The 12993-nt window shown below is 72.9% G+C and carries 14 protein-coding genes; 4 read left to right on the forward strand and 10 right to left on the reverse strand.

Translation table 11 applies throughout. The features are described 5' to 3' along the window. Positions 1 to 97 precede the first annotated feature (97 nt). On the reverse strand, positions 98 to 625 hold the full coding sequence (traA, locus tag BM237_RS28350; protein ID WP_175541175.1) for a plasmid transfer protein TraA: 528 nt from the start codon (positions 623 to 625) through the stop codon (positions 98 to 100). 123 nt (positions 626 to 748) lie between these two features. Here traA and BM237_RS28355 point away from each other — a divergent pair, with 123 nt between their 5' ends. Next, positions 749 to 1483, forward strand: coding sequence for a GntR family transcriptional regulator (locus BM237_RS28355; protein WP_093852605.1), 735 nt, complete (start codon positions 749 to 751; stop codon positions 1481 to 1483). A gap of 323 nt (positions 1484 to 1806) precedes the next feature. Here the strand turns inward: BM237_RS28355 and BM237_RS28360 are convergent, their stop codons facing one another. Both BM237_RS28360 and BM237_RS29510 read right to left on the reverse strand, forming a co-directional pair. Further along, complete coding sequence (locus BM237_RS28360; RefSeq protein ID WP_093852606.1) at positions 1807 to 1989, reverse strand: hypothetical protein; 183 nt, start codon at positions 1987 to 1989, stop codon at positions 1807 to 1809. Between the two features lie 36 nt (positions 1990 to 2025). Next, positions 2026 to 2169 (reverse strand): hypothetical protein, encoded by a 144-nt coding sequence (locus tag BM237_RS29510; protein ID WP_175541176.1) that lies wholly within the window; start codon positions 2167 to 2169, stop codon positions 2026 to 2028. 261 nt (positions 2170 to 2430) lie between these two features. On the opposite strand from BM237_RS29510, the gene BM237_RS28365 reads away from it, so the two are divergent. Genes BM237_RS28365 through BM237_RS29515 form a run of 3 tightly spaced genes read left to right on the forward strand, consistent with a single transcriptional unit; the run spans position 2431 to position 3920 of the window. Next, complete coding sequence (locus BM237_RS28365; RefSeq protein WP_093852607.1) at positions 2431 to 3372, forward strand: tyrosine-type recombinase/integrase; 942 nt, start codon at positions 2431 to 2433, stop codon at positions 3370 to 3372. A 42-nt stretch (positions 3373 to 3414) separates the two neighbouring features. Then, positions 3415 to 3711 (forward strand): hypothetical protein, encoded by a 297-nt coding sequence (locus BM237_RS28370; RefSeq protein ID WP_093852608.1) that lies wholly within the window; start codon positions 3415 to 3417, stop codon positions 3709 to 3711. A 38-nt stretch (positions 3712 to 3749) separates the two neighbouring features. Further along, positions 3750 to 3920 carry a hypothetical protein gene (locus BM237_RS29515; RefSeq protein ID WP_175541177.1) on the forward strand — a complete coding sequence of 57 codons (171 nt, stop codon included), beginning with the start codon at positions 3750 to 3752 and terminating at the stop codon, positions 3918 to 3920. Between the two features lie 1114 nt (positions 3921 to 5034). Here BM237_RS29515 and BM237_RS28375 read toward each other — a convergent pair. From BM237_RS28375 to traB, 7 genes are all read right to left on the reverse strand, one after another. Beyond that, positions 5035 to 6348 carry a DNA primase family protein gene (locus tag BM237_RS28375; protein ID WP_175541178.1) on the reverse strand — a complete coding sequence of 438 codons (1314 nt, stop codon included), beginning with the start codon at positions 6346 to 6348 and terminating at the stop codon, positions 5035 to 5037. 137 nt (positions 6349 to 6485) lie between these two features. Continuing rightward, positions 6486 to 7544, reverse strand: coding sequence for a bifunctional DNA primase/polymerase (locus tag BM237_RS28380; protein ID WP_093852610.1), 1059 nt, complete (start codon positions 7542 to 7544; stop codon positions 6486 to 6488). Positions 7545 to 7779: 235 nt separating this feature from the next. Further along, positions 7780 to 7971, reverse strand: a complete 192-nt coding sequence (locus tag BM237_RS30595; protein ID WP_093852611.1) for a helix-turn-helix domain-containing protein — start codon at positions 7969 to 7971, stop codon at positions 7780 to 7782. A 535-nt stretch (positions 7972 to 8506) separates the two neighbouring features. Further along, positions 8507 to 8680 carry a hypothetical protein gene (locus tag BM237_RS29520; protein WP_175541174.1) on the reverse strand — a complete coding sequence of 58 codons (174 nt, stop codon included), beginning with the start codon at positions 8678 to 8680 and terminating at the stop codon, positions 8507 to 8509. Between the two features lie 136 nt (positions 8681 to 8816). Beyond that, the gene (locus BM237_RS28390; RefSeq protein WP_093852612.1) at positions 8817 to 10325 is read right to left on the reverse strand and encodes a DUF2637 domain-containing protein; all 1509 of its coding nucleotides are present in this window, start codon (positions 10323 to 10325) and stop codon (positions 8817 to 8819) included. Beyond that, positions 10322 to 10816, reverse strand: coding sequence for a hypothetical protein (locus BM237_RS29525; protein WP_093852613.1), 495 nt, complete (start codon positions 10814 to 10816; stop codon positions 10322 to 10324). The genes BM237_RS28390 and BM237_RS29525 overlap by 4 nt, the downstream gene beginning before the upstream one ends. 185 nt (positions 10817 to 11001) lie before the next feature. Further along, a complete protein-coding gene (gene traB, locus BM237_RS30390; protein WP_093852614.1) occupies positions 11002 to 12981 on the reverse strand; it encodes a plasmid transfer protein TraB in 1980 nt (659 codons plus the stop codon). Between the last annotated feature and the right edge of the window lie 12 nt (positions 12982 to 12993).

Here is a 12993-nt window from a genome sequence, read left to right on the forward strand (position 1 = left end):
AGCAGGTACGCGCCGACACCGGAGGCGCTGGAGCCGCCCTTGAGCCGCTCCTCGTGCTCACGCTCGGGGTTGTGCTCACCCATCGTCCGGCCCTCCCCTACTGGTCAGCCCAGTCGATCCGGCGCGCGGGAGTGCTGCGCCGGGCACGGTGGCGGACTCGGTTGATCTCCTCCTCGTACTCCTGGGCGAACTTGGCGTAGGTGGCCGCCGCGTTGACGGCCGCCGCCTTGGCCGCGTCCGCCGACTTCATGAGCTTCCGCGACACCCGGGCCGCCCTCTGGCGGGAGCCGAACGGACGGCCGTCCGGGTCGGGGACCGCGCCCAACGTGCCCTTGAGAATCTCCGAGGCCATCGCCAGCTCGAACGACACTCCCGTCATGAGCGCGCGCAGCTGGTTGCAGTAGTTCCGGATGGAGGCCGGGGAGGTGAACTCCGGGTCGGGGAGCAGCGCCTCGGCATGCGGCTTGGCGCGGCCGGTGCCGCCGCCCTGCGACGGAACGCCGTTGCTCCTGCCGTTCTTCTGGCTCTTGTCGTGCTCGGTCCCGGCCCAGTAGCCGGCGCCGTTGGCGGGGTCCCAGAAGTCCCGACCGGGACGCTGCCCGGGGGGTGGGGTGGCTGTAGCCATGCGGATCTCCTCGCGTACCGAAGTTGAGCCCTGACAGTGAGTAGATAGTGCACTAGCACACTACTCACGTCAACTAGTACTCTGCACAGCAGTGAGCTAGCGGACTATGAAGGGACTGAGGACATGCCAGAGCTGGACCGAACGCCCCCGTACCTCCAGGTCGTGCACGAGTTGAAGCGCCGCATTGTGGACGGGGAGCTGAACGACGGGGACCGTCTCCCGTCCGTGCGGCAGATTGCCGACCAATGGGGGATCGCTCAGGCCACCGCCATGAAGGCACTCGCGGCACTGCGCGCGGACGGTCTCGCAGAATCCGTCACGGGGGTCGGCACAGTGGTCCGCTCCCGCCGGAACCTCCACCGGTCGGCCGTGGACCGGCTGGAGCGCGCACTGAGCACGGGGAAGATCTACCCCGATGGGGAGTACGCCGTCATCAAGGCCGCTGAACTCTCCACCCCGCCCACATGGGTGGCCGACCTGCTGGAGCTGGAGGAGGGCGCCCACGCGATTCGGCGCCACCGCGTCACCTACAACGAGGAGGGCCCGGTGAGCGCGAGCACGAGCTGGTTCTCCCCGGCTCTCGCCGAGACGGTGCCGGCGCTCCTCCAGACTGACCGCATCCCCGGGGGCACCCCGAACGCCATCGAGGCCGCGACCGGCCGCCGCGGCGCCGCAGCCGAGGAGGCGACGGCCGCCACGCGCGCCACCGAACGGGATGCCGAGGAACTCGGGGTAGAGGTCGGCAGCCCCGTCCTGGCGGGCCGGAACATCTACTTTGACACCGAGGGCGGAATCATCGAGGTCGGGGAGTCGGTCGCGCCCGAGGGGCGCTGGCGAATCCACCGCCGGAACGGCTGACCAACCCGCGCCCCGACAGAGCCCCGGTCCCCGAACGGCCGGGGCTCCGTCGTGTCCGCGCTCATCCGGTTCCACCCGGTGCCACGCATGCGCGCGCGGACATGTACGCGCGGGAGGCCACGAGGAGCAGCTCCTCCCCGGCCGCCGCAAAGTGGGCCCACTTGGCACTAACTCGCTCCCGCCGACGACGGCCAGGAGCACCGCGCCGGCCCCGAACGTGCCAACCCACAAGACGCGCTAACGCGCCGCCCTACAAGACGTGCCGCGCCTCGGGCGCGCCCGCGCGTAGGGGGGTCCAGAAAGTCCAACCCAACCCGCGGCGGTCAGCCGCCCCGAGGCCCTAGGGGACGACGGCCGGACCGCGCCGGCCGGGCCGCGGGCTCCTCGGCCGCCGACCGCTCCAGCGCCGCCCGCTCCGCCGGGAGGAGCCGCTCCTCCTGGCGCTCCTCGGGGAGCGGCTGCTCCGACTGCGGGCCGGTGCCGAGGGCGCGCCGTGTCGTCGTCATGGCGCCGATCCTCCCGCAGCCGGGCCGCCCGTCCGCTCAGAGCCGCAGCAGCAGCGCCAGGGCTCCCCACACCAGGAGCCCGAACGTCAGGGCCGGGAGCATCCCGGGGTGTTCCGCGGCCACGAGTACGGCCAGGGCGGCGCCCAGAGCGGCGGTCGTCAGTCTCGTGCGGTCGTCCATGGGTGTCCTCCGTCAGTCGAGTCGGTCGGCCCGGTGTGGGCGCGGCAACCGTGGAGGACCGGCGGGTTAGCTCCGCAACTCCGCTCCTCCGCCCCTTCCCTGGGGCGCAACGGGTTCCCGACAGGACCGGCGACGGGAGTTGTCCGGGAGGGCCGGGAGGAGCCGCTCCCAACCGGCGGGCGTCCGCCCTGTCATGGCGTGTCGTCACGTGTCCGAGAAACCCCAACACAATCACTCTTATGTTGGGGTAGAGTGCGGGGCATGACGCACCCCGCTGCTCCCGCTCCCCGCGTGCTGTCCGGCACGGTCGTGACCGCCCTCCCCGACACCGCCCGGTGGCCCGGCGTGGTGGAGGCCTGGCTCGGCTCCTACGGCTCCCCGCGCACCCGCGCCGGGTACACCACCGAGATACGGCGCTGGACGGAGTGGTGCGCCTCCTACGGGGTGGAGCCGCTGGAGGCCTCCCGCCCGGTGGTGGAGGCCTACCTCCGCGCGCTGGAGGAGCGCGGGGAGTCGGCCCGCACCCGCGCCCGCCGCCTGAGCGCGGTCTCCTCCGCCTACCGCTACGCCGTCTCCCTCGGCACGCTGGCCGCCAATCCGGCCGAGCACGTGCGCCGGCCGTCCGTGGACGCCGACCAGACGCCCACGGTCGGGCTCACCGAGGCCGAGGCGCGCGCCATGCTGGCCGCCGCCCGGGCGGAGTCCCCGCGCACCCACGCGCTCGTGGCGCTGCTCCTGGGGGCCGGGCTCCGGGTCTCCGAGGCGCTGGCCGCCCGGGCGGAGGACATGGGCACCGACCGCGGCCACCGGTTCCTGCGGGTGGAGGGCAAGGGCGGCAAGACGCGCCGGGTACCGCTGCACCCCTGGCTGCTGCACGCCATCGAGGAGCAGCTGGACGGCCGCACCGAGGGGCTCCTCCTGCCCACCCGCACCGGGAAGCCGTGGGACCGCTCCGAGGCCTGGCGCGCCGTGCGCCGGATCGCCACCGCCGCCGGCGTCACGGCCGCCGACAAGATCAGCCCGCACTCCCTGCGCCACACCGCGGCCACCCTGCTCCTGGCGCAGCCGGGCGCCTCCCTCCCGCGCGTCCAGGACCTCCTCGGCCACGCCGACCCCCGCACCACGCAGCGCTACAACCGACTGCGCGACCAACTGGAGGGATCGGCCGGCTACAAGCTCGGGGAGATCCTCGCCGGTGCCTGACGACCAACCGCCCGCCACACCAACCACCGCCAGGAGGACACCGTGACCGACACCCGATGCGCCGCCGCCCACCCCGAGGACCCCACCCCCTGCCAGGGACCGCACGATGCCGTGACCGTCTCCGACCGCTCCGGAGGGTCGGCCGAGGGCTGCGAGCACCACGCCGCGCGGCTCCTGGCGAGTCTGGAGGGCGGCCACCTGGCGCCCGGGAGCGTGGAGGGCGCCGCCATCCGGGTCTTCGAGACCGCCGACCGCACCCGCCCGTACCCGTGGCTGACGGACGCCCCCCGCACCGAGGCGAGTCAGCTCTCTCGTGCGGAGGTGCGCGCCGCCCGCTGACCAACGACCGCACCGCCAACCACCGCCAGGAGGACGACATGACCGACTATCCCGAGAACCGCCCCTGCCTCTACCCCGACGGCCGCCCTGCCACCGCCGAGGAGCTGGCCACGATGGTGGACACAGCCGCGGCGAACGCCGCCGAGGATGGCGGAGACTTCTCCGACCTAGATGACTCCACCCCGTACTGGAGCGGCCCGGAGCACTGACGCCAACACCCCCCGCGCCAACGGCCCGCAGCTCGCTCGGCTGCGGGCCGTCGCCATGCCCGGGAGGGGGGAGCCGGTCACGAACTGCCGCCAGGAGCCGGGCGACCCAACCGCCCTGTCGCCCACGTTTTTGCGCGACGCCGTGAGACCGGAGCACACCGCCGTGAGCAGCGCAGAGGTACCGCCGTGGAACCCGTGAGACCGTCCTACGCGCGCGCGGTCGCGCGAGCCGCCGACGACGACGGCCAGGAGCACGAGGAGGAGCAGCTCCTCGGCAACGGCCCGCCGCCGGCCGGGGGTAGGGGAGTCCGGATCGCTGCGGGCCGCCGACCGGGCCCGGCGCGGTCAGCCGCGCGCACCGCTGCACAGAATCTGCGATAGGGGGTCACCCCCGAGGAGCCCGAGGAGCGGGACCGCCGGGGAGGTCTCTCGGAAGTCTGTCGGGTTCAAAGGTCCGGCCCGGGGTGGGGGAGGTCTCCCCCGGGCCCGTCTCCGCCGACCGGGAGGAGCTGGCGGCGCGCCCCTGTACGGGTCTGGGGGAATCGCGTCCGTGACCGGTCCAGCGCCGGTACGCGCGCGCGACTGCGACCGGTCGCACCCCAACAATGCGCGCGCGAACTCCCAAACCCGTACACGGCCCGAGGAGCTAACCGGCCCGGTCGGCAGACGGACGGCCCCGAGGGGGCTCCCCCCGGGACCGCCCGGCCGAGGAGCTGCTCCTGGCCGTCCCATAGCTCATGCCGTCCGGGCCCGGCGCCGCCGTCGTCTGCGAGTCAGGACAGAGCGGAGCGGCTACGCCGCACGCCCATCGGAGCGGCACCCGCCGGACAAGCGGAACCCTCGAATGCCGTCTGGCGGGGGGTGGATGGCCGTCCATGCTTCCCACCCCCCGGCACGGGCCGTCTGTGGCGCGCCCTGTCGGCCGGGTGAAACGCGCTGACCTGCGGGAGTGTAGGGCTGTGTAGGGTTTCCCGGTTTCCTCCCACCCGCGCACGCATGGAGAGTTTCGGAAAACCCTGCACAACCCTACATCTTGATCTTGAAAATCTCGGGAGCGGAACGCAGAAAGGGCCGCCGAACGGGTCGGCGGCCCCTCTAAGCGGAATGGGCTCTCTCAGTCGTCGTCATCCTGGGAGGCGAGCATGATCCCTCGGTAGAGCTGTCCCTGACTGCTGCGCTTCTTCGTGTGCCCGCGGGCGGCCAGGGAGGTAGCAAACGACACCTCAGAGCCGACCGTGTCGTCCCGGTACCCGTTGGCGTGGCACCACTGAGACCACGCGCGGAACAGCTCCCGGGCCATCACAGAGCCGTGGTCAGTGGAGACCGTGCGTTCTTCGAGGAACCTCCCGAGCACGTCACTGGCCGCCTTGTACTCGTCCGTGCGCACCCGGACCGCCTCCGGGGGATTGAGCCCCTGGAGCTGGTAGTCCTCCCACCCCTCATACGCCCACGCCAGTACGGCCGGCGCAGCCTTCCGCAGCCGGTCGGGGAGGCCTCCGTCCCGCTCCTCCTCGGGGATCGTCACGTCGAACGGCACCACGAGGAGCCGCCGCCAGACGGCCGGATCGTCGCCGGAGACCGCGGGCAGATGGTTGGTCAGCATGATCAAGGTGTGGGACGGATCGAACGTGATCGGGTTCCGGTGCATGAGGTTCGCTTCGATGGGGTCACCGCCCACGAGCCGCTTCATCGTGGCCTCTGCGAAGCGCCGGCCTTTCTCCGTCTCGGAGCAGAACGCCAGCCGGGCGCCTCGGAGCCGCATCTTGAAAGCGCCGTGCCGCTCGTGCTTGGACTCCATGAGGATGGCGGGGTCAACCTCGATGGCGTAGTCCCCGAACGCATGGAGAACCGCGTCCCGGAGCGTGCCCTTACCGTTCGCCCCGGTCCCGGTGAAGATCGGCATGACGTGCTCCGTGACCTTGCCCAGCATGGCGTAGCCGAACAGCCGTTGGACGAACGCCCGCACCTCTTCGTCAGGGAGGATGCGCTCCAGGAACGCCTCCCACTCGGAGTCTGCGCCGTCCCCGATCTCGGCTGCGGCCACTTTGGTGATCAGATCGTCCCGGCTGTTGTCCCCGACCTCCCCCGTGAGGAGGTTCACCGTGCCCTCTGGGGTGTTGAAGAGGTGGGGGTCGGCGTCCAGCGCCTTGGAGGCCGTGGAGATCGGCGGGAGGGCGGATGCGATGCGGAGCATGCCCTCCAACCCCGAGGCGCTCTCAGACTTCCGCACGTCCTTGTACAAGTCGTCACGCTCCTGGCCGTCCAGATCCTCCAGCTCCCGGAGCGCGTTCTTGACCGTCGATACGGCCGCAGCCATGTCCGCGCGCTTCTCGTCCTCCTGCCAGCGCGCGCCGTCCCACTCGTGCCAGCCGATCCCGTGGACGAAACGGAGCCCGTCGCCGTGCTCCTGGAGGAACCGCTCCGCCATGCGGAGTTGCCCACGGTGCCGGACCGCGCCGACTCGCCGTTTGGGGGTGGGCCGGGCGGCCGTGAGATCGGTCCCCGCCCACATGTCGGAGTCGTCGGCTGGGGCCGGGAGGCTGGCAACGGTGGCGCGGCGGTCCGTCATGCGGCACCTCCGAGGCCGGCGCCCGCCGTACCGTGCGCCCACCCGCTCCGAATCGTGGCCAGCGCCTCCCGCTCACGGAGCCCGCACCGGAGCGCGGCGGCCAGGAGCTGCTCCTCCACGGTCGTCGTGTCCAGCACGGCCGGGGCCGTCGCGGACAGCTCACCCAACTTCCTGGCGGCCCGGAACAGCCGTTGGTTCCGCCCGCCTTCGGGCTCCGCCGACACCTCCTCGACCTCCCCCCGGAACGCAGCCGCGGCGTACCGCTCCGCCCGGCTGGAGCCGGTCGGCAGGGACCGCACAACCGCCGGGGCCGGCGGAGGACTCGGAGGAGCGGCCGGACGACGGAGCAGCGCCAGCAGCCACCCCGGGAGCGGCTGCGGCAGCAGCTCGGGAGGACTCACCCGCTCATACGGACGGCCCTGTACGGCTGCGTAGGAGCCCGCAGCGATGATGACGCCCCCGACTCCCCGCACGTCCACGAGCGGCCCCAGATGCGGCGCCGTAGGGCCGTCGCCGGTTGCGCACCCGATGAGCGGCCCCTCCTCGGGCTGGAGGAAGTACAGATGCATCCCGCCGCCCGGGGTCAGCACGGTGTACGTCTCGGGCCACGGTGCGCCCGACTCGGCCGCCAGGAGCTCCAGCACGTCTGTACCGCCCTGGCATCCCTCCCACCGGCCGGTGAGCGGACGTGCCTCCCCCTTGGGCATGTCGAGATCCACCACGAGGAGCCCGCGGCCGGGACCGCGCCCGGTGAGCAGCCCGACATGGGCGCGGGCGTACCGGGCGGACCACCACGAGCGGACCGTCTCCGGGTCGGAGAACGGCGCCAGCTCCTCCTCCGAGGCGCCGGCGCCGAACCCTGCCACGAGCGGCCGCTTGTCGCGCCCGCACGGGACGACGGGCACGCCTCGGCTCACCCACTGGAGGGCTACGAACCTCTGGTGTTCGGTCACGTTTCGGGGAGCCGCCGGAGACAGAGTGTCTACTCCGGCCGTTGCGCGGGGGGTGGAAGGCTCCTGCCTTACAGGCGGGTTAACCTGCGGTTTCGCGTTCATTGGTGCGTCCCTCTACAGGGGTAGGGGGCGGCACCCGAGGTAGACAGCCGAGACCAAGATCATGTGAGATCGGTCTGCTGAACAGAGCGTTCACTGGATACTCTGGCCCTTGCACGGATGCAATGTGCGTTAGGGCGCTGCCCTTCTCCCCGGGTGCCCGCCCGGTGGATAATCTCCCGGTATGCGTCCCAGAGGGGCCGGTGTTGGCGCACTGGCCCCTGACGCATTTCTGCACTCAGGCAGCCGGGAGGCTCGTGTCTCTATCGAGTTCTGACCGGTGGATGCGTATGGTCCGGGCAGACGGCCCGATCCTCCGCACCCGCATGTTCGGGTCGGTGGTGACCCAACGGGTGACTGTGCGTTCCGACACACGGAAGTGCTCAGCGACTTCACGCACGGTCAGCCACTCGTGAGCTGTCTCGCTCATGGCGGCCTCCTTAGCCTCAGATGTGCTGGAAAGACGATATCGGTCTCTGGCGCCAAAGTGGGGCGCGGGACCACAAGTTCTGGGACACGGAACCACTAGGTCTAGTGCCTAAACGCGCTCAAAGACACCAGATGTAGTGGTTAGATGCCTCGGAGGGGAGCACAACTCCTGGGGGAACCCGCCACTTCTCTGCTGCATTTCTCAACTTCCGGCGCGTCTATGACACTTCGGGCAACGGTTCGAGCGGTCGCCTGACTTGGGATCGGAACTGTCCGTGCTCCCCACGGCGCCCGGCCGGAGCCGGGCACCGCAGGCAACTGTCAGTCCTCCTCGCACTGGCACATGCAGCCGCGGCCGGCGCAGCGTCCGCAGTCTCCGCACGTCTCGCAGGAGCGGCAGTGCTGGCAGCCGGCCCGGGGGGTGGGCGGCCAGCACGCGCAGCCGGTCGGCTGCCAGGGCTCCTCGCAGCCGAACCCGAGTTGGCCCGGGGTCATGACGTGCGCGGTCCGGCGCGGCGCCGGGAGTCGCTTCCGGCTCACCGCCGACCCCCCGCCCGGACGCGACGCAGCGCCTCCTCCATGTCGGGGTCGGAGTCGGTCGCCACCGCGCTCAGCTTCAGGACCTCTGAGCAGCGGCACCGCCAGTAGCCGCACAGCGGGCACGCGTCGTCGGCGGCCGGGATCGGTCGAATGGTCAGGGGTACGCTCACGGTGCCCTCCCAAGGGTGTGGGGCGCGCCCGACTGCTGCCAGGCGAAGGGGCGCGCCCTTCCGTTGTGTTCGGGGCCGGCTGTTCCGGCTCCCCGCCCTCGGCCGCCCGGGGTGGACGGTCGGGGACGGGCAACCGTCAGGCCGTCTGGGGGCTGTAGCCACCGGCGAGGAGGTCGGCCGCCTCGGTCCGGTACTGGGAGGCCGTGGAGAGCGACACCCCGAACTCCTCCCGGATCGTGTCCAGCGGCAGCCGCTCGGGGTCGGCAGCCGCGCCCGCGGCGAGCATCATCCGGGCCGTCCGCCGGATGCTCCGCTCCCGCGGGGACAGCCGGGCCACGTCCTCCGCTTCGAGCGCGTGCCGCTCCGCTTCGGCTGCATGCTGCCGCGCTTTGGACGCGCGGGCCCGTGCTTCGGCTGCGTCCGCCTCGGCCCGCTCCCGGGCCGCCTCCGCCTCGGCCGCATGCCGCTTCGCTTCGGCCGTCTCGCGGTCCGCTTTGGACGCGCGGGCTCGTGCTTCGGCTGCGTCCCGTTCCGCTTCGGCCGCACGGCGGTCCGCTTCGAGGGCACGCGCCCGTGCTTCGGATGCGTCTGCCGACTCCTCCGCCTCCGAGGCCTCCCGCGCGACCCTCTCGGCCTCCTCCACGGCCCGGCGGGCGGCCCTGGCCTCGGCCTCCGCCTTGGCCTCTGCGGCCGTCTGAGCGGCCCTGGCGCGCGCCTCGGCCGTGCCTGCCTCGGCCGCCGTCTCGTGGCGTGCCGTCTCGACTGCGGCCCGCGTCTTGAGCCGGGTGATCTCCGCCTCTGCGGCCCGGCGCTCCGCCTCGGCCTCCCGCTCCAGCCGCAGCGCTTCGGCCGCGGCCTGGCGCTCCTGCTCCCGGTGCTCGTGCTCCGCCGGGAGGGCCAGCGCCTCCTCGATGGTGAGCCCGTAGGGCGCCATCGTCAGGGGGAGCCGCTCCTCGGCCGGCGCCCGCCGGATGCTGCCGTGCTTGCGCTGGAGCATCTCCCGGTAGACGGTCAGCTCCCGCTCCCGGCGGACCGCCTCGGGGTACGAGCGCACGTCCCACAGCCGCATGCGCCGGTACAGCAGCCAGGTCGGCCACGGGGCCATCACCCACCGGTGCAGCGGCACGCCGTCCGTCGCGCGGCCGTCTCCGAGGCGCGCGGCCCGGATGACGACTCGCCGTGCCGCCTCCACGGCCGCCACGAACAGCACCGGCATGACCGCGTGCATGAGCGCGCCTACGGGGTCCTCCCGGGGCGACTGCTCCCCGGCGTTGGCGTTGAAGTAGACCGTGGCGGCGGTCATGGCGTGCGCCAGGAGCCGCAGCACGGGCCAGGAGGCGCCGCGCCAGATGAGCAGCAGATCCAGCGCCAGGAGCGCGACGATTCCGGCGTCCACCCCGATGGGGAACCAGGGGGAGAACGCGCCGAACCCCTTGGACTCGGCCAGGGCGCGCAGTGCGGAGTAGGAGCCGGCGAACCCGATGGCGGCGACGGCCGCGCCACCGATGACCGCGACGACGGCCAGCACCCGGAGCACGGCCCCGGAGCGGTCCCGGGGTGCGTCCGTAGCGGCGGCCCGCGCCTCCGAAGCGGCGGCCGTCTTGCTCGTGGTGACCGCCTCGGGCGCGGCCACGGCGGCGCTCACCGGCCCACCCGCACGGACTGCGTGACGGTCTGCGTCACGGTCTGCACGACGTGCACGGAGCCCCGGCTGGAGCGGCGGGAGGCGCCCACGGCCAGGAGCACGACCGCGCCCACGAGGAGCGGCCCGGCCAGCCCCGCCAGCCCGGCGGCCAGCGCAGCCGCGGCGGCGCTCAGCATGTCCAGCGCGGCGGCCACGAGCACGGAGCCCACGCCGACACCCACGGACGCGACGGCCGTACCGACCGCCCACCGGGGGACGACCGGACCGGACGGAACCGGGGCCGGGGCCGGCGGCGCGGGGAGGAGGGCGCCCTGGCGCTGCGCGGCGGCCAGCAGCTCCTCCACGGTCGGCACCGAGGGCCGCGCCTCGGGCGCGGGGGTGGACGGCTGCGGTACGGCGGCGGCCGGGGAGTCCGGCAGCAGCGCGGCCAGAACCTCCTCCGTGGTGATCTCCTGGCGCTGCGGCGCGCCATACTCGGGGGTGTAGCTCACGGGTACCTCCGTGGGGTGCGGGGCCGGTCCGGATGCGCCCGGACCGGCCGTCTTGCTGCGGGGTGTCAGGCAGGGTGTCAGACGGCCGCTCCCCGAGGGGGTCAGGCGGGCGTCAGACGGGGGGTCGCGCCCTCTGACACCCGCGCCCTACCTAGGGATTCGGGGGTCAGAGGGCGTCCGACCGGTCAGGCCGGGGTCAGGGCCGGGACGATGCGGTAGCGGCCCGTCTCGGAGGTCTCCGCCAGACGGCCCTCCCGGCGGAAGTCGCGGACCTGGTTCTTGATCCAAGTGGGCTTGCGGCCGATCTCCTCGGAGTGCGCCAGGAAGTCGCGCGGGCCGACGACCATGCGGCCCTCCCGCTCCCACTGCTCCAGGAGCCGCTCCATGACCTCCCGCGCCTCCTCCTTGGTCAGCTCGGTCCGGGAGTCGGCCGGGAGGAACGGGGAGTCGTCCGCCGGCGGGAGGTCCGCCTCGGGGTCAATGCCCGCGTCCTCCGGGTCCACCAACGGCTCCTCCACGCGCTGCTCCTCCGTGGAGACCGCGGCCTCCGTCGTCTGCGTCCCGGGACGGTCCCGGTCGGTGTAGGCCGTACCCGCCACGCTGGCCGCCGCCTTGGCGGTCACCGGGTCCACTCCCATGCGGATGGGCGCGAACTCCCGGGCCACCCACTCCAGCGCCACCGGATCGTTGCGGTAGGTGCGGGAAGGCGTCACCCATCGCTCCTCCTCGACTCCGGCCGCCACCAAGTAGCAGTAGCCGGGCCGCTTGTTGCTCCATGCGCCAGGGTTGGCGCCCGCCTCCAGCACGTCCGAGGGGAGCGCGAACCCGGCATCCCGCTCGTCCACCCCGAAGCAGAGAGCGGCTGGGAGGGACGCCCGGGTGTCGGTGCTGATCTGGTAGCCGGATGCGCGCTGCATGGAGACCACGAGGGAGATACCGGCGGACCGGGCCTCCTGGGCAATGCCGGTGAACGCATCGTCGTCCACGGCCCGCAGCGTGTTGGCAGCCTCCTCGAACCACGCCACGAGATACGGCATGCCAGGACAGCCGCACGCCGTGCCGTCCTTCCGGCAGGAGTGCCGCGGATCGCTCTGCGCCTCGGCCGCGGCCGGCTCCCACGACCGGTAGCCGTGCGCGCCCAGCCACCCCTGGCGGGCAGGGATGACCCCTTTGAGCGCTTCGATCATCAGCGCGGCGCCGTCGCCGTCCTGAACGACCCAGTCGCACGCGGGGAACACGTCCCCGAGATCCTGGCCGCACTTGGGATCGGACAGCCACACCGCCACGTCCCGCCGGGTCAGGACCTCCGCCAGCACGTCCAGCGCCCCCTCCGTCTTGCCCGCGCCGGTCACGCCCATCACCAGGAGGTGCAGCGCCTGCGGGAGCGTGAGCTGGAGCGGCGTGCCGTCGTCGTAGACACCGATCACCAGAGGCTCCGAGATGGAGCCGCCGGGGGAAGACGGGCCGGGCCACCAGATGACCTCCCGGAGCATGTCAACCGGGACGACCGTGAACACGCCACGGCGGGCCGACTCGGGGTCGGGCCGGTTGCGCACTGCCGTGACCGGCACGTCCAGCGCGCTGGCGATGGACGGCAGCGCCTTGGACACCTTGTCGTTCGTCTCCCCCTGGGGGAGGGCGTAGGGGACCGTGACGCGGTTCGGCTCGACCTTGGCCGTGCCCAGCTGCGTCTTGGCGAGACCGACTTTCTCCAGCAGTCCCTTGTCCGTGGACTGGCCGCCCTCGGGGTTGCGGCGCATGACCATGCGCACGTTCCACGAGAGCGCCAGGGCCGGGCCGCCCATCAGATAGGCGTCCGGGAGCGGGCCGGTCAGCGGTCCGGCCAGGGCCGCCGCGGTCAGCCACGCCGACCCGCACGCCACCGTGACGGCGGAGTGCACACGGCGCTGCGGGCTCGTGCTCCGTCCCGCCCACCACGTGACGCCGGTGAGCGCCACGGAGGACAGGGTGAGCCCGACCCCGGCCGCCGCCGAGTCGGCCCACGCCAGATGCGCGGCGCCGCCGGCCACACCGAGGGCGCCCACGCCCAGCCACGGGGGGAGGTGCGGTTTGGCCCGGTGCAGCAGGTACGCGCCGACACCGGAGGCGCTGGAGCCGCCCTTGAGCCGCTCCTCGTGCTCACGCTCGGGGTTGTGCTCACCCATCGTCCGGCCCTC

This window comes from Streptomyces mangrovi (assembly GCF_900114215.1).
GTDB classification, from domain to species: Bacteria; Actinomycetota; Actinomycetes; order Streptomycetales; family Streptomycetaceae; genus Streptomyces; species Streptomyces barkulensis.